The sequence below is a fragment of the Alteromonas sp. AWJ4_197 genome (assembly GCF_056160285.1).
Window position 1 is genome coordinate 337,023 of the sequence record NZ_JBSWWW010000002.1, and the last position, 22,447, is coordinate 359,469.

Annotated in this window: 17 protein-coding genes; all 17 read right to left on the reverse strand. The window is 49.9% G+C overall.

All coding sequences use genetic code 11. From position 1 onward, the window contains the following. Positions 1-13: 13 nt before the first annotated feature. On the reverse strand, positions 14-757 hold the full coding sequence (locus tag ACXAGC_RS04930) for a ParA family protein (RefSeq protein ID WP_474842909.1): 744 nt from the start codon (positions 755-757) through the stop codon (positions 14-16). After that, the gene (locus tag ACXAGC_RS04935) at positions 754-1,014 is read right to left on the reverse strand and encodes a hypothetical protein (RefSeq protein WP_474842911.1); all 261 of its coding nucleotides are present in this window, start codon (positions 1,012-1,014) and stop codon (positions 754-756) included. Before ACXAGC_RS04935 ends, ACXAGC_RS04930 begins: the two co-directional genes overlap by 4 nt. Beyond that, complete coding sequence (locus ACXAGC_RS04940; RefSeq protein WP_474842913.1) at positions 1,005-3,707, reverse strand: chemotaxis protein CheA; 2,703 nt, start codon at positions 3,705-3,707, stop codon at positions 1,005-1,007. Before ACXAGC_RS04940 ends, ACXAGC_RS04935 begins: the two co-directional genes overlap by 10 nt. A gap of 5 nt (positions 3,708-3,712) precedes the next feature. Then, positions 3,713-4,078, reverse strand: coding sequence for a response regulator (locus ACXAGC_RS04945; RefSeq protein ID WP_119502172.1), 366 nt, complete (start codon positions 4,076-4,078; stop codon positions 3,713-3,715). Next, entirely contained in the window at positions 4,075-4,947 is an 873-nt protein-coding gene (locus ACXAGC_RS04950) for a CheR family methyltransferase (RefSeq protein ID WP_474842916.1), read from the reverse strand. The genes ACXAGC_RS04945 and ACXAGC_RS04950 overlap by 4 nt, the downstream gene beginning before the upstream one ends. After that, on the reverse strand, positions 4,944-5,573 hold the full coding sequence (locus tag ACXAGC_RS04955) for a HEAT repeat domain-containing protein (RefSeq protein WP_474842918.1): 630 nt from the start codon (positions 5,571-5,573) through the stop codon (positions 4,944-4,946). Before ACXAGC_RS04955 ends, ACXAGC_RS04950 begins: the two co-directional genes overlap by 4 nt. 9 nt (positions 5,574-5,582) lie before the next feature. Then, on the reverse strand, positions 5,583-6,638 hold the full coding sequence (gene cheB / locus ACXAGC_RS04960) for a chemotaxis-specific protein-glutamate methyltransferase CheB (protein WP_474842920.1): 1,056 nt from the start codon (positions 6,636-6,638) through the stop codon (positions 5,583-5,585). Positions 6,639-6,645: 7 nt separating this feature from the next. Next, positions 6,646-8,175 (reverse strand): chemotaxis protein CheW, encoded by a 1,530-nt coding sequence (locus tag ACXAGC_RS04965; RefSeq protein WP_474842922.1) that lies wholly within the window; start codon positions 8,173-8,175, stop codon positions 6,646-6,648. A gap of 36 nt (positions 8,176-8,211) precedes the next feature. Further along, positions 8,212-10,122, reverse strand: coding sequence for a methyl-accepting chemotaxis protein (locus tag ACXAGC_RS04970; protein WP_474842924.1), 1,911 nt, complete (start codon positions 10,120-10,122; stop codon positions 8,212-8,214). Positions 10,123-10,532: 410 nt separating this feature from the next. Beyond that, the gene (mutT, locus tag ACXAGC_RS04975; RefSeq protein WP_474842926.1) at positions 10,533-10,916 is read right to left on the reverse strand and encodes an 8-oxo-dGTP diphosphatase MutT; all 384 of its coding nucleotides are present in this window, start codon (positions 10,914-10,916) and stop codon (positions 10,533-10,535) included. Continuing rightward, positions 10,916-13,630, reverse strand: a complete 2,715-nt coding sequence (secA, locus tag ACXAGC_RS04980) for a preprotein translocase subunit SecA (protein WP_474842928.1) — start codon at positions 13,628-13,630, stop codon at positions 10,916-10,918. Before secA ends, mutT begins: the two co-directional genes overlap by 1 nt. A 150-nt stretch (positions 13,631-13,780) precedes the next feature. Beyond that, entirely contained in the window at positions 13,781-14,662 is an 882-nt protein-coding gene (locus tag ACXAGC_RS04985; protein ID WP_474842930.1) for a M23 family metallopeptidase, read from the reverse strand. 139 nt (positions 14,663-14,801) lie between these two features. Continuing rightward, complete coding sequence (locus ACXAGC_RS04990) at positions 14,802-17,933, reverse strand: diguanylate cyclase (RefSeq protein ID WP_474842932.1); 3,132 nt, start codon at positions 17,931-17,933, stop codon at positions 14,802-14,804. A gap of 198 nt (positions 17,934-18,131) precedes the next feature. After that, positions 18,132-19,043, reverse strand: coding sequence for a UDP-3-O-acyl-N-acetylglucosamine deacetylase (gene lpxC / locus ACXAGC_RS04995; protein WP_474842934.1), 912 nt, complete (start codon positions 19,041-19,043; stop codon positions 18,132-18,134). Positions 19,044-19,193: 150 nt separating this feature from the next. Next, positions 19,194-20,357: a cell division protein FtsZ gene (ftsZ, locus tag ACXAGC_RS05000; RefSeq protein WP_119502183.1), complete on the reverse strand. Its 1,164-nt coding sequence runs from the start codon at positions 20,355-20,357 to the stop codon at positions 19,194-19,196. A gap of 110 nt (positions 20,358-20,467) precedes the next feature. After that, complete coding sequence (gene ftsA, locus ACXAGC_RS05005; protein ID WP_119502184.1) at positions 20,468-21,697, reverse strand: cell division protein FtsA; 1,230 nt, start codon at positions 21,695-21,697, stop codon at positions 20,468-20,470. A gap of 20 nt (positions 21,698-21,717) precedes the next feature. Next, positions 21,718-22,446, reverse strand: coding sequence for a cell division protein FtsQ/DivIB (locus ACXAGC_RS05010; RefSeq protein ID WP_474842937.1), 729 nt, complete (start codon positions 22,444-22,446; stop codon positions 21,718-21,720). Position 22,447: the final 1 nt, after the last annotated feature.

The window sequence follows — 22,447 nt, forward strand, 5'->3', positions numbered from 1 at the left end:
GATCACCTCGTTTCTATGAGAAAAGACTGTCGCATAAAGAGCGATAGTCTTTCGCTCCTGCGGAAAGTGGCGCATATTCGCTGACTGGCTGATGTACTGCGAATGCTTCCGCCAGTTTCACGTTGCGACGAATAGCAGGCAAAATTCTGCCCGCTCCGAATTTCTCCTGCCAGAGACCCAGTGTCTGACGATGTATGCGTAATTTGCCATCCACCATCACAGGCAGAATATCAATGCCGCTGGCACGGAAGTGCTTATTTCTGATAGCTTTCATACACGCATTCAGCAGCTTGTTTACGCCATCAGAAGCCAGTGGCGTCGGCTCGGCCGGAATAACAATGCGGTGCGCGCCGGCAAGTGCTGATAACAACCGGGGCCCCAGTGTAGGCGGCGTATCAACCAGAATTATGTCGTAGTGCCCGGCGTCGCCTGCGTCATCAAACAACTGACTGAACCGGTTCAGGGTATATGCGGATTCATCAAAGGCGCTGTCGGTATGTGCCAGCGCCAGATGGATCCTGTCGCTGTATGCCAGCACGCCTTTGAACTCTTCGAATTCGCTCATCCACGCCGGTTGAGAAAGTGCAGAGAGTAAGTCCGGTTGTGCAGTGAAACCCAGTTCGATGTGACCCTGATTATCAAGGTCAATCACCAGCACTTTCGCCCCTTTCTCGCTCAGTGCGTAAGCCAGATTCACTACTGTCGTTGTTTTGGCTGTACCACCTTTACGGTTTGCAACCACAAGCACTTTTGTCATGCCTGAGACTCCGCGTTATATAAACCGGCATCAATGGCACGTTTAAGCCAGCCCCACTCTCCCGCTTCAGGCCATACAGAAATACCGGTCCGATGTTTAATTAAAACCTGATACAGGGCGGTATGGGCGTGGGTGAGCTTTTTCAGATTAACCTGCCTTTTCGGATTCTCTGCCAGCCAGAGATCCAGTTCTTCCGCTAAATCGATTTCACAGTTGCCGTCGAGTGCTGCAACTTTTTGCTTGAAAATTATCGGCATGACAGTAACTCCGGAATGTTGATAATGAGCAGAACCCTTCCGTCACCCAGTAAGGCTGTGCCGCTGAAGTGGGCGTAGCCCGCCATCACACCTTCAAGAGGCTTCTGGATAACATCAATACCCTCATGGAATTTATCGATAACCAAACCGATATCCCCATTGCCTGTGTTTACTACAAGAATAGACTGTTCTTCTGTATTTTGCGTTTCCGGTGCAAAACCCAGATAGTCACGCAGGCAATGAAGCGGTACCAGCTTGTCGCGGATAACCAGCACCTGATGATTCTTGATTTGCTGGATTTCCTCAGGGCGCACTTTTACGGTTTCCACCACGCTGTCCATACTGACGCCGAACATCTGGTCGCTGACTTCAAACATCATCACACGGTTAACCGACATGGTTTGCGGCAACACAAGACGGAACCGTGTGCCGGTACCCACTTCAGACTGCATTTCAATATGACCGCCAGCCTGAGTAACCATGGTTTTCACGGCATCCATTCCCACACCGCGACCGGATAAATCAGACACCTGCTCGGAAGTGGAAAAGCCGGGTGCAAATATCAGTTGCAGTGCTTCGTCATCATTGATTGATTCAAGCTGCGCTTCGGTAATTACGCCTTTCTGGTAAGCCAGCATTTTGATCTTCGCCGGATCAATGCCCTTACCGTCATCGCGGATTTCTATCACTACGTTGTCATCCTGCGGTGTGGCAATGAGCTCAATTTTTCCGGTTTCATTTTTACCCGCACTGAGACGGTCAGCCGGAGACTCAATACCGTGATCGATACTGTTTCTAAGTAAGTGGATTAAAGGCTCAGACAAAGACTCAATCAGATTCTTATCAAATTCCGTGTCTTCCCCCTGCATTTCAAGGTCAATCTTCTTATCAAGCTTACGGGCCAGATCCCGAACCAGACGGGGATAACGCTGAAACACGTGAGATACCGGAACCATACGAATTTGCAGAACAGCACTTTGCAGCTCTTCGGTAAGACGGTTCACAATCGTGAAGTGTGACTTAATCTGTTTGCTGAGTTTTCTGCTGCCGCCTTCTTCTTCTGCCTGCCGGGCAAGATAAGGCAGAGAATTTTTCGCTACTGTCAGCTCGCCCACCAGGTCCATCAGGTAATCAATTTTCTCCTGATTAACTTTTAACGTACGTGGTACCTGACGCTCTGCCGTTTTAGCCGGAGCTGTACTCTGCGCCGCCTCTTCCGCAGCAGGCTCCGGAGCGACAGGAACGTTTTGTTCAGTTTCCTTAGCAGCAGTTGCCTCAGGCATTACAGCGTCAGCTTCTTCCTCGCCTGTGTCAGCCTGAGGTACTTCAACCTGTTCACCGGCAATGAGAGTCAGCAAGTCTTCAACAGACCGTTCAACCACATCAGCACCCAGTACACGGCTGACAACCAGATTCACTGACGCCAGCGATGCAGGATTGCCTTCGCCTGCCGCCAGGCGTTCCAGTAAGGCCTGTTGCTGCTCCAGCATGGCAAGGGCACTTGGCGATAATCCATCACCATTTCCGCAACCGGAGTCATCTGTCGTTAAGTCTGGTGCCTCAGCGTTATTTTCAACAGTGACAGACTCATTACCTGAAGCGTCACTGGCTTCAGCCTGCGCCTGCTCTTCGAAAGAAGCAGCATCTCCGGCTGAAGCGGCAATATCACAGAAGCGTGACAGGGCCTCACCTGCTGCGAGTTTTTCAAGCCCTTCACTGATTTGCCAGTGTACGGAGTCCGGATTCAGCGAAGCACACAGGAAGCTGCATATGCGGGCCACTTGCTCGTTGTCTGCCAAAGCTGCCGCTTCGGTGATACCATCAGCATCATCACTTTGTAAGAAGCCGGTCAGCAGCGGCTCACATAATGAGTAAAAGCTGGCTGCGGAAATGGCATCATGTTCATACTGGCCTTCGTAATACGCAAAGTGCCCGGCCAGTGAAGCTGTACTGGCCACACAGAGGATTGTAATGTCCAGGTGGCAAAGGAAAACATCTTCAGGACCTTCTACATGATTTTTACGGGACAAAGTGTGAAAGATAAGCCCCGGGGTTGCCAGACTGACGTTAAACGGATCTTCACCACGAAAGAAACAGTCTGCATCCGGTGTATAGCGGATAACATGAACCATTTCATCGCTTTCCAGTGCACTGAAAAACGCGCTGATACGGCACTTTTCGTTTAGCTCATTTAGCCAGGCAGCCGCTTTGTCAGGTACAGGAGCAACAGTAGCCGGAGAATCAGATGCGCTGCTATCATTGAGATGGCTATCTCCTTGTTCAGTGTCTGTGCTGACCCCGCCGGATGCCGGTTCCATAAAACTACGCAATCTGGCAGCTAGCCCGGTGGACGTTTCTTCCCACTGAGATAATTGATGGGTTCCCGACTCAAGCTCATCAAAAAATGTACTGATTTGATCAAATGCTTCTAACAGCACATCACCAAGTTCATCGGTAAAAGACACTTCGCCGGCACGCATGCAATCCAGTAAATCTTCAGAGGCATGAGCAAGGCGGGTCAGCGGCTTGATATCGAACAGATCCGATGAACCTTTGATAGTGTGAATATCACGGAAAATCGTATCGACCGCTTTAGCGTCATAGCCACTGTTTTGCAGGGTCAGCAGCTCCTGGCTGGCAGATTCCAGATTTTCCCTGGATTCACCGATGAATGTATCTAACAGCTCACTCATAATGATTATTCTCCCAGCATCAGTGACACCATGTCATTTAACGTGGTGCCGTCCACGGGTTTGGTCATATAGAAGTTTGCACCACAGTCGAATGCCCGGGTCGCGTCTGCAGCCTGAGATTCCGTACTTATCATAATAATAGGCACCTGATTCAATCCTGCATCCCGGCGAATTTCCTGACACAGACGATAGCCATCCATTTTCGGCATATTGACATCAACCATGAACAGGTCGATTTGTTTACCCATTGCCTTTTCGAGCGCTTCTACGCCATTTTCTGCTTCTTCCACATGGCGTTGCGCGCTGGCAACGATCATCCGGTGGTAGGTACGGACAGTATTGGCATCATCCACAATCATGATAGTTTTCATCTGCTGACTCCCTCGAACCCGGGCTTCTGGTAAACAATAACGTCACCGAACTTTTTAATTTTGAATAATGAGCAAATGCGGCTCATGGACTCACTATGGCCTAAGAAAATGTATCCTCCGGGCTTGAGTGCGTCATATAACACCTGCGCTGCCTTACGACGTGAATCGTCGTCAAAATAAATCAGCAGGTTGCGACAATAAATCAGGTCGAATGAACGGAAACGGCCGGGCACTTCAGCGCCAAGAATGTTCGCCAGACATAAAGTCACGGACTCTTTAATGTCGGGACTCAAATGGAACTCATTGCCCTTTTGAGTGAAATAACGCTGCCGGACAGTCAGCGGAATATTTTGAACAGACCGCTTGGAATAAATGCCTCGTTTAGCATGTTCAAGGACACTGGTATCGATATCAGACGACACAATCTCCACGTCGCGTTGATCCAGTCCTTTCCAGTACTCAAGCAGGTAAATTGCTATGGAATAAGGCTCTTCACCTGTGCTTGAGGGTACTGACCAGATCCTTAGATCCTCACCCGCCAGGCGCATGCTGTCTAAATCATCCATTAAATGACGGCACATGGTTTCGAACTGGTATTCCTCGCGGAAGAAGTAGGTTTCGTTCACCGTCATGGCATTAACAAGACTTTGAAGCTCTTCTCCGGACGCCTGAAAACGCATGAAGGTAAAGTAACTCTTAAACAGATTATGGCCGGTTTGCTTCATGCGCTCTTTCAACCGTTTATCAACGAAGTATCGTTTGGAATCTTCGAAGTAAATGCCGGTTTTCCGGTAGAACATTGAGCGGAACCGGTCGAAGTCAGCGTCAGAAATATCCTCTGCCGGCGACGTTGTCCGGATGCTGGTCATACACCCTCTCCTGCAACAGAATCCCGAACACACTGAATCGCGAACTGGATATAAGCTTCACCGGGAAAACGGGCAGATACTTTTTCGAGTACCTCCAGCGTTCCGCTATCGCCAATTTCTGACAGTTTATCTACTGCGGTACCCACCACATTGATGTTGTTATCGTTCAACACGACGTTGTGCAACCACGTTGCAGCATCCGGATGACGAATAGCGCCGATAACGTCCACGGCAAAAATCCGTACATCACTGTCTTCATCACATAAAAGTTCGTTTACATGGGCTGCGAACAGTACCGGCTGGCTTTGCAGCAACTCAATTGCCCCGTTACGTACCTGCGCATCTTCCGACTTCAGCTTTTCAAGCAGCGCACCGGCCATATCTTCGTCACACATGCCTTCAACAGCGCTGAATAACGCCTCCAGTACGGTGGGCTCGTGCTCAATGTCAATTTGCTCAAGCAAAGCAGTCCGGGCTGCCAGATTGTTCGTCAGATCTCTTGCCGCCCAACGTCTGACATCGGCACAACTCGCCTGTAAATCGTCAATAAGGGACGCCAGGTCTCTGCTATTTTGTCTGCGGTCAGCCTGACTGGCAGACTCTCCGCGGCTTTTTCTCAGTCCCATAGCGTACTCCTATTGCTTACACAAATGATTAATACGTTGAGCGATGGCGTGACTGTCAAGCACATGACTGGCGCACCCCGCCTGAATCAGTTCTTTCGGCATCCCAAATACAGTCGCGGTTGCTTCACTCTCTGCAATGGTCACAGCACCTCTGCTGTAGGCTTTCGACATGGCAGCCACGCCATCGCACCCCATACCGGTAAGCTGGACACACAGCATGTGTCTGGGATCAAAACACCCCAGTGCCGACTCCACCATACGATCTACGCTGGGGTGCCAGAGGAAGTTAGGGCTGGCCGGTATGGGCCTGACAAACACCGTGTTCTGGTTTTTAACGAACGACAGGTCTGCATCCCCTTTTGCGATATATACTTTGCCGGTCTCCACCGGCATACGGCTGCTGACTTCCACCACTTCAAGAGGGCACAAATCATTCAACCTTTTCGCCAGTGCGGCGGTAAACGCTTTTGGCATATGCTGCGCCACGACTACCGGGCAGGGAAAGCTGGCCGGCAACTGAGACAAAATCTGCTCAAGTTTGCGCGGGCCACCGGTGGATACACCAATCATCACCACCTGAACCTTGCTGCTTTTTACCGGCGCTGCCGTTGCTTTTACCGCTGCCGTTTGCTGTTGCGTGTGCACGGGCTTTGACGGTGCTGCCGTTCGCCTGATGTTTGCGGTAAGGGCTTCAATTTTGGAAATCAGCTCATCTTCAATGTCGCTGATATCCGCACTTACCGTTCCGCCGGGCTTCAGAACAAAGTCCGCCGCTCCCAGTGCCAGCGCTTCCAGTGTCACCAGCGCACCTTTCTGTGTCAGCGATGACAGCATCAGCACCGGACACTGGTGAAACTTTCTTAGCAGACTGAGACAGGTCAGACCGTCCATTACCGGCATGTTGATATCTAAAGTAATCACATCAGGTTTAAAAGCTGCTGATTTCGTCAGTGCTTCCTCGCCATCGCGGGCTGAATCAACCTGATAGCCCCGTGCAGTGAAAACCTGTGTGAACAGTTTCCGCATCAAGGCAGAGTCATCTACCACTAATACTTTGACTGCCATCTTCCCGTTAACCCCCATTTACTTTTGCAATATCGTTGTCGTTCAGCAGTACCGACGGCTCGATGAGCTGAATGATGCGCTGCTCTTTGTTGAGCTTGATGAGCTTGTTTAACAGCTCGGTTTGCTCATCAGACAGTGAAGGCGCATCTTCGATAGAATCGCTAATGACGGTTTTAACTTCTGCCACGCCATCCACAATAAAGCCGGTTTTTTGCTTATTGCGGGTAAGCACCACAATACGCTGCCGGTCAGTGGCTTCCGCTTTGGGTAATCCAAGCCGGGTACGCAAATCAATCACAGGCAGTACCGTGCCCCGCAGATTGACAATGCCTTGCAGGTAGTCCGGTGTATTGGGCACGCTTTCCAACTTGTCGGGAATGCGTGTTATTTCCTGGGTATCTTCGATGCTTACCCCGTACTCCTGACCGGCAATGGAGAAGATCACGTATTGGGCATAGTCTTCTTCGGTCAGCACCCCTTCGTCCTGATTAGCCATATCAGAAACCTCATCTTGTAAATCAACCTGGCTCAGCGCCTGGCTTAGCGAGCGTTGGAAAACGCTGTGCAAGTTAACGATAGAAATGAGTCGCTTTGTGCCTTCCACACGGTACACTGCTTCCAGCGCGCCATCGGTATAGCCGTCGTTACACACAGACGGAACAGGCTCCAGCGCCGTCGGCGATATACTCACCACATTGCTGACTTTCGCGACCACAAAGCCCACAGCGGACTGACTGCTGTCGCTGCAGTTAACAATGATGATGCGGGTAGCATCGTTCATTTCGCAGGGCTGCATGCCAAGATTCATGGCCAGATCGACGATGGGAATAATCCGTCCCCGCAGATTTACCAGCCCCAGTACCGAAGGATTGCTGTCAGGTAAGGCGGATATGTCGTCGGGCACCCGCACAATTTCGCCTACATCATGGAGATAAAAAGCAAATTCTTGTCCGGCTATGGAGAAGCACACCAGTTGTTGCAAATCATCTTCGGCTTCACTGTTGTTCTCTTGCGAGCCAGTGCGGTTTTGCTGGAGTTGCAGGCCGGAACCGTCTTTTTTATGGCTGACGGTTAACTGTGACTGCACCAGGTTTTCAACATTGAGGATCTGCTCCAGCGGTTCGTTCTTTTGCTTAATTAACCCTTGCAGGTAGTCGTAAGAGATTGACGAATCGCCTTGCTTGTCATTTACCACGGTGTCTTTCGGTACGCTGTAAACACGGTTTACTTTGTCGACCAAAAAGCCCGTCATACCTAACGTTGACTCCACAACGACAACACGGGACGTTTCTGTTTGCTCTGCTGTACACGACAGCAAAATAGCCCGTAAATCGTAAACCGGCAGTACATTACCCCGCAGGTTTGCCAGCCCCATCATCTGGTGGGGCCCCAGCGGGACACCTACCATCACAGGTACACGTATAATTTCGCCAACAGACTGCATGGGAAATGCAAATTTCTCTTTTCCAATCTGGAAAGAAACAAACTGCAGCTCGGTGTCTGTTGCGGTAATTTCCTGAGTTTCCATTTCTTGCATGGTCTCACCTCACCTTTAACTCTGAATCAACCGGCCTTAGCTGTTTTGCATTTCATCAGCGACAGAGGAAATTTCCTCAATAGAGCGGGCAAGAATTTCCACACCTTTGCTCTGCTGTTCTGCGGCAGACAATGCCTGCTGACAGTTACTGCTGGCCTGCTCATTCGCTGCGGCAATTTGCTCCAGGCCCTTCTGCGCCTGGGCTACAGCGGCTGCAATTTCTTCGCCGGCTTGCTGCATTTCCTTGTTGTAAGAAAGCACTTCTGCCATATCGGTTGCTATACCGGCGATGTCTTCAGTGGTTTGCTTTGCTTTTTGCACTTCACGGTAGGCACTTTCTGCCACGTTGGTCAGATCAGTTTTTACATTTTGTGTCTGATCCTGAATGGCTTTGATGAGATCTTTGATTTGTTCAACATTCTCAGCGGCCTCATCGGCAAGGCTTTGAATATCGGCAGATACCACGGCAAATCCTTTTCCATATTCACCCGCCCGGGCTGCTTCCACAGCACCGTTAACGGCAAGCATGCTGGTTTTCACTGACACTGTGGTGATGGTATCGATAACTTTGTCGATAGTGCGGGTCATTGATTCCATATCAGTAATAGCTGATACGTTTAATTTGCTGGTTTCCAGTGCGGTATTGATACCTTCCACCATTTCTTCAATAAGTGCGCGGTTCTCTTTCAGCAGTTCTGTTATTGCCTCGCCACGGGTAAGCGCGTTTTCAGACTGAGCAGAGGCTTCCGCCACACCATCGCGGAGGGTGTCAATATTACTCACCGCCTGATCAACCGCTGATGCTGCCTGTTGCGCACCGTTATTAATCTGATTCAGAGCCGTGGATATTTCTGTGGTTGAGCGGCTGATTTCCTCCATGCTTGCAGATAACTCTTCTGCCGAGGACGCTACTTCTTCCGCGCTTTTATTGATGTCGGTGCTATTTTTAAGCTCTTCAGTAATAATTTCCAGAGACTGGGCAGCCTGCTCAGCTTGTGACAGAGCGCTACTTTGCTCTGAAATGTTACTGGACACTTCCTGGGCAGCAGAAGACTGTTCGTCAGCAGCACAGGAAATGGCTTCAGACCCTGCCTGGATTTCTTTTGCGGCATTATCCATTTCGCGGATTTTAGTCTGCAGTGATTCAGAGCCGTTAGCAATGATCTGCATATCTTCTTTGATTTTGGCCAGTTGACTGGTTACCGCTTCGCCTTTTGTCACTTCTTCCAACGCGGCTTGCGATGATTGTTTTACTGCGTCAGAAACCTGATTTGACTGCTGCTGAATTTGCTCGATTTGCATGGCGATGTCGGCAGCGCTCTTGTCCGATACTTCAGCCAGAGCACGTACGGTATCAGCCACAACGGCAAAGCCTTTACCGTGTTTACCGGCGCGTCCGGCTTCGATTGCTGCGTTTAATGCAAGTAAGTTGGTCTGGTCGGCAATGCGGGTTACCTGCTTAACAGCCTCACCAATATTAGACGCTTGCTGTTCCAGTTCGCTCATCATGACTACAGAGCGCGACTGGTGCTCGGACGCAGTCTTTACACTGTCCATCATATTGCCGAGGTTGCCCATAACACGGTCAACGAAGGTTTGAAGCACATTGGTTTTATCCAGGGTCTGTCCGGATAAGGTAAGCTGAGATTTAAGTGATGAAGATATCTGTGTGATCGCCGCCAGACTCTCCTGACTCGCACTGCTGGACTCCTCTGCACCGGCCGCAATTTCATTGATGGCAGTACCCAACTGATCGGTCGCGCTGGCAGACTGACTGATGCCACTGGCCAGTTCAGCTGTCGCGGTCGCTACCCGCTCGGCAGCTTGTTGTTGCCTGGCGAGCGTGCGGGCCTTTTTTCGCTGCTCTTCTGCTTCTCTGCGTAGTTTCGCGTCAACTCTTACGGCCGGTGTGGCCGGGCTGGCCTCAGTGCTTTTTTTCAGTGCCATGGAAAACCTCGGAAATTTACTATGAATGAACGTTTGCTTAACAGCGCGTTTAGTAAAGGTTTAGAGCAGGCTTGAAATTTTTAGGTATCAAACAGGATACCTTGGTATAGGAGGAAATCTGGTTGTGGGGTGATCTCCCTACAAGTGCATCTTTGTCGCCTTATGCACAAATGTCACAACAACTTCATTTAGGTATAAGATCTCAATGACTTAGGGGGCACCTGAAAAGACCGAACGCAGCGGAATATCTGTCAATCTAGCCTTTTGGCGTAGTCAGATTATAATACCGGACTTTTTTTGTATTTATTTCAATCATTACATGGTTGTAACGAAATAACAGATTATAAATGCGAGAAACCCCGACTTTTTATGGCCGGGGTTTCTGATTTGAAAGCAGACGCAGAGTAAGTTCAGCCCTGAAGCTTTTCTATGATCGCCACGTTCGCCGCGGGAAAATCTTCGGGCTCCAGTGCACAAAGCTTAAGCCACTTACCCTGTTGTCCTTCCAGACCGGCAGGTTCACCGGCGAAGTCCGTGACTGTATGAACATCAAGCAGTACCCGCTTATCTCCGTAATCGTGACCGATAACAGTCAGTGGCTGACTGGTTTGTATATCAATACCAATCTCTTCCTTAAGCTCACGGGCCAGTGCCTGAGTCACCGTCTCGCCGGCATCCACTTTACCACCGGGAAACTCCCACTTTCCGCCCTGATGTTTGTCGTCGGGCCGCTTACAGATATAAACGAACCCGTCACGAAGTACTACACCTACGGCTACATGCACTTCTTTCATTAAGACAGTTTACCGTGGCACTGTTTGTATTTTTTGCCAGAACCGCAAGGGCACGGGTCGTTACGGCCTACTTTAGGCCCCTGGCGCATTTCAGAACGGATGCCTGACTGGCCATCGGCCTCCGGTGCCTGTTCAGGTGCCTCTTCATGATTAAAGTTCTTAGGCACATCGTCAGCCTGACGACGCTGCTCTTCCACCTTTTCCACGTCAGATTCAGCTTTTACCTGCACACGGCTCAAGATGGTGATAACTTCCACTTTCAATGCTTCAAGCATACCCGAGAAGAGTTCAAAGGATTCACGCTTATATTCCTGCTTAGGATTCTTCTGGGCGTAACCACGCAGGTGAATACCCTGACGAAGGTGGTCCATAGCGGCCAGATGCTCTTTCCAGTGACTGTCGAGGTTTTGCAGCATGATCGCTTTTTCAAACTGACGCAGTACATCCGGGCCTACCGCATTTTCCTTTTCCTGATAAGCGCCTTCGATTTCTGTCAGAACACGCTCACGGAGTTTTTCTTCGTACAGCTTGTCATCGCTATCAAGCCATTTCTGCACTGGCAAGTCGACTTTAAAGTCTGCTTTCAGACGCTCTTCCAGCCCCGGTACATCCCACATTTCTTCCAGTGACTGGGGAGGAATGTACTCATCAACTACGCCATTTACCACGTCTACACGGATAGCTTTAATCGTTTCGCTGATGTCACCTTCGTCCAGCAGTTCGTTACGCTGTTCGTAAATGACCTTACGTTGATCGTTAGCCACGTCATCGTATTCCAGCAACTGCTTACGGATATCGAAGTTACGGCCTTCCACTTTACGCTGGGCGTTTTCAATTGCGCGGGTTACCCACGGGTGCTCAATGGCTTCGCCATGCTCCATGCCCAGGCGCTTCATCATGCCAGCCATTTTCTCAGACGCGAAGATACGCATCAGTGCATCATCCAGCGACAGGTAGAAACGGCTGGAACCGGGATCGCCCTGACGGCCGGCACGACCACGTAACTGGTTGTCAATACGGCGTGATTCGTGACGCTCGGTACCAATGATATGCAAACCACCGGCATCGAGTACTTGCTGATGCAGCGCTTCCCATTCATCTTTCAGTTTCTTAAGTTGCGCTTCAGTAGGGTTTTCCAGTTTCTCAGCTTCGGCTTTCCAGTTACCGCCAAGCACAATATCGGTACCACGACCGGCCATGTTAGTCGCGATGGTAACAGCGCCCGGACGGCCAGCCTGAGCGATAATATCCGCTTCCTGTTCGTGGAACTTGGCGTTCAGCACTTTATGCGGCACTTTTTCTTTCTTCAGAAAGCGGGACAGCAGTTCAGAGTTTTCGATAGACACCGTACCGACCAGTACCGGCTGACCTTTTTTCACTGCAACACGGATGTCAGCCACAATGGCGTCGTATTTTTCCTGTGCAGTCAGATAAATCAGGTCGGCCATATCTTTACGGGCCATTGGACGGTTGGTCGGAATAACCACGGTTTCCAGTCCGTATATAGACTGGAATTCAAAAGCTTCGGTATCGGCAGTTCCTGTCATACCGGCAAGTTTATCGTATAAACGGAAATAATTCTGGAAGGTAATCGATGCCAGAGTCTGGTTCTCGTTCTGGATCTTCACGCCTTCTTTGGCCTCAACTGCCTGGTGCAGGCCCTCAGACCAGCGACGGCCTTCCATTGTACGGCCCGTGTGCTCATCAACAATGACGATTTGATCGTCTTTTACGATGTAATCAACATCTTTCTGGAATAACTTGTGGGCACGCAATGCGGCATTGATATGGTGAAGCAAGGAAATATTACCGGCAGCAAACAGTGATTCACCTTCCGGCAAAATACCGTTACGTTGCAGTATTTCTTCAACGTGGATTTGACCCCGTTCAGTCAGGTGAATTTGGCGGGCTTTCTCATCAACAGTGTAATCGCCGTCGCCTTCCTGCCCTTCTTCGTCTTCTTTTTCCTGCTGAACCAGTTCAGGGATCACCGTATTGATCGCTCTGTACAGGTGAGAGCTGTCCTCGGCTGCACCGGAAATAATAAGCGGCGTTCTTGCCTCATCAATAAGAATAGAGTCAACCTCATCCACTACCGCGTAGTGCAACGGGCGCTGAACGCGATCCTGCGGGCTGAAGGCCATATTGTCACGGAGGTAATCAAAACCAAATTCGTTGTTCGTTCCGTAAGTAACGTCAGCGTTATAGGCCTCACGCTTCATATCCGGTGACATGCCGGGCACATTACACCCTACTGTCATGCCTAAGAATTCAAACAATTCGCGGGACCAGTCGGCATCACGGCGGGCCAGGTAATCGTTCACGGTAATAACGTGTACACCTTGAGCGGTCAGTGCATTCAGGTAAGTAGGTAAGGTCGCGGTAAGGGTTTTACCTTCACCGGTACGCATTTCTGCAATTTTACCTGTGTGCAGTACCATACCACCAATCATCTGTACGTCGAAGTGACGCATACCGTAAACGCGCTTACTGGCTTCACGTACGGTGGCAAAGGCATCGTTAAGGATATCTTCCGGGGTTTCACCTTTTTCCAAACGTGCTCTGAGTTCGGCAGTTTTCGCCTTTAGTTGCTCATCGCTTAACGCTTCGTATTCCTTTTCCAATGCGTTGATGGCATCGACGTTCTTTTTTAGTTTTTTTATGAGACGGTCGTTACGGCTACCGAATACTTTCCTCAGGATGCTTGCAAACATTTGGTTGATGATTCCACTACTTTTTTACGAGTACCGGCATCCCGGTGGGCTCGTAGATTTAAAATAAATGACGCCGCGCACATCATGTGCATGGTTGTCACCCTATCTGTTTGTGCTGGTTTACCGGAGTAAACCTTTTCTGGCTGCTGCTTAACGTCTTTTGGTAACGTACGGCAGAGGATCGATTTGTTGCCCGTTTCTTATTACTTCGTAGTGAACATGAGCACCTGTGGAGCGGCCGGTACTACCCATCACTGCGATAGTCTGACCTTTTGTTACAACGTCACCGATAGCAACCGACAGTGCCTGGTTGTGCCCGTACCGGGTCACCATTCCATCACCATGATCGATTTCTATCAGTAAGCCATAACCGTGACGTTCTCCTGCCCAGGTCACGATGCCTGCAGCAGTGGAAACAACGTCATCACCAGATTTACCCGCAAAATCCAGCCCTTTGTGCATTGCTGGATTGCCGGTAAAAGGATCTGCGCGCATGCCGTAATAAGAAGACAACCATCCCGACGCTATTGGCCGGCCAGATAATTGACTCTGTTCATGGATATGATGCCCCCGGACAAGACTTTCAAGCATCGCCAGCTGCTGTTTTTTCGCAGACACAGTCTGCTGTAAAGCGGCGATTTGTTCCATCAGGGGTTCATTATCCACGTTTTTTGGCGAAGTGCCGGGGTCAAAGGCGTCTAAATCTTCTGCCTTCATCCCAAATTCAGCGGCAATTAATTTGCCTTTTTCATCAAGTTGCGACACCGTCGCATCCATTTCAGCGAGACGCTCTGCCAGAATTTGTAATTGCTGACGTGTGCTGGCGGCAAGTGCATCAACTTCTGCACCTCCGGCTTCATTAGCGGCCTGAGCAAGCTTAATTCTGGCAATATCTTCGGAAACGGAATCAGTGGAACGGCTGGAAACTAACATGAATAACGACGAGAGTACGGTAAAACTCACCAGTGTTCTCACACTGATGCTTTTCCTGTATCGCTTCTGCTTACCAATAAAGGTTATCGTTAGTTTCATCGGGCACTCTTAATAAAATCCGGACTAGTTTACCGCTGTTAATGCAAATGAACAAACCACAATCAGATACTCAGTGCGTTTTTTTCATACCCCGTAAGACAAGGTAAGCAGAATTGACGACAAAATACACGGAGGATGGCTACTTTCTTTCCCGTAACGGAAAAATATTATTCTTCAGGTTACTCAACGCCGCGAGAATATGCGGTGAACCTTCCATGTGGAAACGGTTACTGTTAACCAGCATCTCCGGCTTCTGTTTAATGACTTTTTCCGGTAAATCTTCTGCCACAGGTTGCTGCGGTTGTAACTGAAGCCAGCCCTCTTTCCCGCAGCGCTTCACCATGTACATTGCTTTATCAGCCAGGATAAGGGTATGTGACCACGTCCAGCCGGCCTCCCCGCCGGGCGGGTGATAACACACGCCAACGGAACAGGTAGGCGGCGCGCTGAGCCGTTGTTGATGAGGCCAGCGTGTCAGCTCCATGGAACACATCAGGCGTCCGATAAATTCACTTACGGAAATGCCTGCATCCAGCACAATCAGAAACTCTTCGCCGCCCCAGCGAATAACATGATCGGCACTGCGCACTTCCCTGCGTAAAATATCCGCAAATTTAACCAGAATATCGTCTCCGACAGCATGGCCTAATTCGTCGTTCAGGACTTTGAAATTATCGATATCGAGAATGATACAAAATACCCCCCGTTGCTGGCGGGCAGCCTTCGCAAGGATTTTATCGATAAAGGTATCGAGATAGCGGCGGTTGTTAAGCCGGGTCAGGGAGTCGGTCAGGCTTGCCTGCTGCAATTGTTCGTTGGCTTCAGCCAGCTGCTTGTTTGCTTTATCAAGCTCCGCGGTTCGCGCAGTTACCATTGCCTCCAGTTGCAGTCTGGCGCGCTCCAGCCGGCGGGTTCTGATGTGGTATACCGCCCAGAAAGCAAGGACAGCGAGCAACACAAATACCAGTCGCATCCATTGTTGTTCGTACCAGAACGGCGGCATGGAAAAACGGAAAAAGGCAGGCTCTCCCCAGGCATTCCACTCTTTCAGACGGGCTTCCACTTCAAATGTGTAATCACCTGGGGGTAAATTCGTGTAAAACGCTTCCCGCCTGTTTCCGGCGTTGATCCAGTCACGGTCATATCCGTTGAGGCGGTAACGGAATTCCAGTGCACTGTTACGGTAAAATCGGGGGCTGGTGTAATTGATCTGAAGATTCCGCTCCCCCTCAGGGAGTAAAGCCCCCGACTTTGTCACGGATTCACCCTGCACAATGATTTCATCGACTACCGGCACCAGTCCTCTGCGGTTAATCGCACTCAGAGTTAAATCAATGGTTGCCACTCCGTTGAGTGTGGGCAGATAAAGTATATTGCCGTCAACAAGACCTTTCGCATTTCCCGCGCCGTTACAGCAGCGGATCCCGTCAGTGTCGGACTCCGGGCCATAATCGTCCACAAGCATAGACACCTCCACCGGCGCTCCGGCTTCAAGTGAATACTTACTTATCTGATACACACCTTTCAGGCTGGAAATGACCAGATTGTCGTCTTGTTCAGCCATAAACATCACGCCGGATGCCGGTAGCTGACGTTCATCCGGCCAGTACCAGCCAGACTGCTGCTGAACCGCAAAGCCGGACTGAAAAGTCCCGATCAGCATACGGCCGTCTTTGAGTTGTCCGATATAGGCAATTGACACTGTGTTGAGAATGTCATCATTGACAGGTATCCGCTCACCATTCCCGTTCAGGTGAATAAGGCCGCCGGTGGTGCCCGCCCAGATATCGCCATTGTTGTCTGCAAACACAAAGCGGGTATTACCAATCTCTTCACCGTTACTAAACGAAACTTTTTGCAGCGTTTCCTGATCCCAGCGAAACAATCCGCCTGTAGAGGCTACCAGCACATCGCCGCCAGGAAACTCTTCAATGCCGTTAATTTGCATGCCATCAAGTTGCGGGAACCGCTGTAACACCTGGTAGTTTTCATCAAGATTCACAAGACCACTGCGTGTTCCCAGCCATAGCGAATTGTCTGTGGACGTTAATATTGAATAGACCACATGATTAGGCAACCTGGCATCCTGTATTAAAGGCGTGAATTGATGATTTTTCAGCAGATAGAGCCCGGCATTCGTACCGGCAAGGATCCCGTCCCTCTGATTGCCAAAAGTCCAGACATAGGGTTCATCAAGTCCGGCCTTTTTACCCAGACTGGCTGTTCCGTCATAGCGCAAACGCTGCAGACCGTGAGTGCGGCTTCCAAACCACAGGTTGCCCGCTCTGTCTTCGAAGGCAGACACAAACCAGGGAGACGTTCTGCCTTTAATTTCGTTAACTTCTTCTACCAGAGTATGGCCGGTAAGTTGAAGAAGACGTTGCTTACCGCCTATCCAGAGGTTGCCCTTACTGTCAGCAAATAACATCTCAATAGGATCGTTAATTACGCCGGACGTGGTTTCATACGCCCTGAGTTTGCCACTGTCGCTGGCAATGAAAAGACCTTCAGATGTCCCCACCAGAAGCTGCTCGCGATACTGCGCAAGGTGAATAATGTGCGCGCCGGATGGCAGCCCGCTTGCGGGCACTGACTGGCTGATGTGTTGCCCGTCCAGATAACTCAGTCCGGTACTTGAGCCAATCCAGAGGCGATGTTGATCTGTGGCGAGGGTTCGGATATGCCCGGCTTCCCCTGCTATGCGGTTTACATGTTCACCACTTGCTGAAACCCGGAAAAGACCGTCTCCGGCAGCGTAAAGATATCCGTTAAACCAGATAATATCGTTAATTGCTCCCAGAGACTTCCCGTCAAACAGTACTTCTTCTATTTGCCCGTCTTCCATTTTGAGCAAGTGATTTGATGTACCGACAAACAACCTGTCATCCGGTGTCACAAAGACTTTTCGCAGGATAGGATCGGAAAACAGCGGAGATGTTCTGCCATCAAAAATACGGAACCGGTTGCCATCAAACCTGGCCAGTCCTCCCTCTGTGGCTACCCATATAAAACCGGTATTGTCTTCTGCAATACTGATGGCAGAGACCTGAGGCATATTGTTACGGGTATCCCAGATACGCTGATGATACTGACTGTAAGGAATTGTCGCCGGCGCTTCTTTAGCGACGGGAGCTGCAATTACGTCCGCAGGGAAAAGAAACAGGAGCACCAATGCATAAAATAACAGTAAAGCTGGCAGGCAGCGGACAAATACCGGCTCAATCCGGCATTGATGCGTTGAAAGATTAGCGGGACAACCCTGAGTGCTCATAGGCAGTGTTCATTCCCCGAAAGTAAAAACATGAATTGCGCGTACAACAGATCGTTGCCTGTTTATGTGGAGAGTTTACCACTAAGGATAGTTCACTTCCCTTTGAAGTGATTAATCTTTTGGACAGTTTTGGTATTAAAAATTTACATCAGGTACAAAAAAACCGCCTGTAAAAGGCGGTTTTCAAACAAGATTTTTTTATGCTATGACGGGCTCTGCATACCGGATGGGCATCTCATCCTGGTTTTCATAAGTGATATATTCCCAGCAATCTTTCTGCTCCAGCACAGCATTCAACAGTTTGTTGTTAAGACCATGACCGGTTTTATAGGCTGCCAGTTCACCAATGATGCTGTGGCCACCCATATAAAGGTCGCCCACTGCGTCCAGAACCTTATGCTTCAGGAATTCGTCATCATAACGCAAACCTTCAGGGTTCAGAATACGGAACTCGTCCAGAGCAACAGCATTTTCCATGCTGCCACCCAGTGCCAGATTGTTCGCGTTCATGTACTCAAGGTCGCGCATGAAACCGAATGTCCGGGCACGGCTGACTTCTTTTACATACGAACAACTGTCAAAATCCATCACCATATGCTGATTAGTCTGACTAATCACAGGATGATCGAAATCGATACGGAAATCCACGCGGAAACCATCGTAAGGACGTAACTCGGCCCACTTGTCTCCGTCTTCAACCCGAACTGTCTTCGTGATACGGATAAAACGCTTAGGCGCATTCAGCTCTTCAATACCTGCAGATTGCAGTAAGAAAACGAACGGGCTGGCGCTGCCATCCATAATCGGCAGTTCGTTGCTGTCTACTTCAACAATAATGTTGTCAATGCCCAGACCAGCTAACGCTGAAGCAAGGTGTTCCACAGTGTGGATACTGACACCATCTTCATTGTTTACACACGTACACAGCATGGTGTTACCCACCGCGTTTGCACGCGCATGGATATCCACATAGGGTTCCAGGTCAATGCGTCGGAACACAATTCCTGTGTTCGCAGGCGCAGGCCGGAGAGTCATGGTGACCTTTTCCCCTTTGTGTAAACCAATACCGGTCTCTTGTACCGATTGTTTGATTGTACGTTGTCTAATCATTTCGTTGCTTTTACCTGTTCAAAAAGCGGTCGCGTATTATATAGACAAAAGTTTATTTTGTCAAATTTCTGTCACACTTGACCTTGGTTAAACACCAACTTCTTATACATTGACAACAATTCCGGAGAAAAATTCCCCGAAATGAACAGCTTAGTCTGCCTGTTTACGCAAGAATGCCGGAATATCCAGATATTCTAAATCGTTGTTCGGCTGTGCTTCACTTTCTACTTTCAGTGCCTGGTTACCATCGGTAGAGCCTACAGCGCGGGCTTCGCTGGTACTTGAAGTACCGAACTCGCGGGCTGCACCGGATAAACGGGAACCTTCAGAACTTACCAGTGAAATGTCAGGCTTACGCTCTGCGCCGATACCGGTTGCAACAACCGTTACACGCAGTTCGTCGGCCATTTCCATATCGATAACCGTACCCACAACCACGGTAGCATTTTCAGATGCAAACGCTTTAACGGCGTTACCCACAGTTTCGAACTCGTCGATGGAGAAATCAGGGCCGGCAGTGATATTCACCAGAATACCCCGTGCACCGGACAGATCGATGTCTTCCAGCAGCGGACAGGCGATAGCGGCTTCAGCAGCTTCTTCAGCACGGTCTGCACCGGATGCAACACCGTTACCCATCATCGCAGTACCCATTTCAGACATCACGGTTTTTACGTCGGCGAAGTCAACGTTGATCAGACCAGGACGGGTAATCAGTTCAGCAATGCCCTGTACCGCACCATTAAGTACGTTGTTGGCTTCGCTGAAAGCTTGCAGAAGTGGCGTGCCCGGGCCCATCACTTTAAGCAGCTTTTCGTTTGGAATGGTGATCAGTGAATCAACGTTTTTCGCTAACTCAACGATACCCTGTTCAGCAAAAGCAGTACGCTTTTTGCCTTCAAACGGGAAAGGCTTGGTCACTACAGCAACCGTCAGAATGCCCATTTCGCGGGCAATTCTGGCAACTTCAGGCGCAGCACCTGTACCTGTACCACCGCCCATACCGGCAGTGATAAACACCATGTCAGCGCCGTCTAAAGCCTGACGGATGGTTTCGCGATCTTCCTGAGCGGCTTCACGGCCGATATTCGGATCAGCTCCGGCACCGAGACCTTTCGTCAGCGATGAACCGATTTGCAGTGTCACATCTGCGCTAGAGCTGCGCAATACCTGAGCGTCAGTGTTCACCGCGATGAACTCTACGCCTTCAATATTCTGTGCCACCATGTGTTCTACAGCATTACCGCCGCCACCACCGACGCCGATAACTTTGATTACGGCTTCTTCGCCGTGGCTATCCATTAACTCAAACATACTTACTCTCCGGATTGGTACGTCTTACAACACTAAGCCAGGTCATAGTTACGCCGGTCGGATGCCTCCGTGCGACCGTATGCCGTAGTCTTAGCGCCCCCAAAATAAAATTAAAATTCACCTTTAAACCAGCTTTGCACCCGTTGAAAGAAACTTTCGCCGGACTTCTGCTTACTGGATTTTTTATTATCACTTTGCATTTTGCCGTAGTGGAGCAAGCCCACCACAGTTGCAAAACTTGCGTCATCGGTATATTCCGATAACCCGCGCATATTTATTGGTTTGCCCACTCTCACAGGCATCTGGAAGATTTCTTCCGCAAATTCAACAGCCCCTTCCATCTTGGCGGTACCGCCGGTCAGAACCAGGCCTGCTGCAATTTGCTCTTCAAAACCGCTGGCACGGATCTCTTTATGCACCAGCTCAAATAATTCCTGATAACGAGGTTCAATCACCTCTGCCAGGGTGTGTCTGGACATGGCTCTGGCAGGACGACCGCCCACACTGGGCACCTCGATATTCTCTTCCATGCTGACCATGTCTTTCAGCGCACAAGCATAATTCACCTTGATCTCTTCCGCATTACTGATAGGAGTGCGGAAAATCTTGGCAATATCACTGGTTATCTGGTTCCCCGCCACAGGGATCACAGCAGTGTGACGAATTGCGCCGTCGGTGTAAATAACGATATCCATGGTGCCACCACCGATATCCACCACACAAACGCCTAATTCACGTTCGTCATCAGTTAATACAGCGTAACTGGATGCCAGAGCAGAGAAAATAAGCTGATCTGAGCTCAAATCACAACGCTCGATACACTTCACCAGATTTTTTGCCATATCATCGGCACAGGTGATGATATGGGCTTCAGCTTCCATACGGACGCCGGACATGCCAACGGGATTTTTAATCCCTTCCTGCACATCAATCGTAAATTCCTGCGGCAGCACATGAAGCAGGCGGCGTTCTGACGCAATAGGCACCGAGCGCGCTGCATGAATCACGTTATCCACGTCTTCCTGTGTCACTTCCTGGTTGTTGATCGGTACCATGCCACTTTCGTTCTGGCACTTCACATGACGGCCGGAAATGGACATGAATACGGATGAAACCTGACAATCGGCCATCAACTCCATTTCACTGACTGCACGTTGTACAGATTTCACTACCAGGTTGAGATCGTTTACGCCACCTTTATCCATACCCTGCGCAGCATGCGTGCCTACACCAACAATGCTGATCTGGTCATCGGCCAGTAATTCGCCGACAACGGCTTTCACCTGGCTGGTACCGATATCCAGTCCGACAATCAGGTTGCGTTCAGCAGGTTTTGACATGGTATTCCTAAACTCTCTCATTAACTTTTTTCGTCTTGTGCATCCTGCCAGCCGACTGCCAGCCCGGTGTCGTAGCGTAAATCCACATACTTCACCGCTTTAGGTTGCTTCGCCAGCAACGGATACACATCGATGAACCGTTGCAACCGATCTATAAATTCCTGTCTGCCCAGATTCAGCTCAATGCCATTGGCCAGCTGAATCTGCCAGGCAAACCGCTCGCTTAACGTCAGCTCTGCGATAGGCATGGCAGTGGTAGCCAACAATGACTGCATAGCGTTGTAGCCCTCCAGCGCGGTTTTTTCACTGCCGCCCGGCCCGAAAAGTCTGGGCAGCGTCATGTCGTCCACACTGGCGCTGAAGGTATCCCCGTAGGGATTCAGCAAAAAGTCATCGTTCCACTGCGCCACCGGCTTTTGCTCGACCAGATAAATCTTTAACGTATTTGGCCATTGCTTACGTACCGATGCGCGATAAATCCATGGCTGGGCTTCCACCAGCTTGTAAACTTCATTGACGTCCAGCGAGAAAAAACTTCCCGGTTGTGACTTGCGGATCAGGCGCTCCAGCCTGGTTACATCCACATGGCTGAACTCACCGGAAAAATCCACCACCTGTACCGGTGCCCTCTGGGCATCCTGCAGGTAATCCTGAATTTTAATGCCGCCCACAATCAGAGCACTAATGACCGCGAGCAGAAATGCCACGCCGGACCAGAATTGAATCTTCTTGTGCTTCGCCTTTGTCATA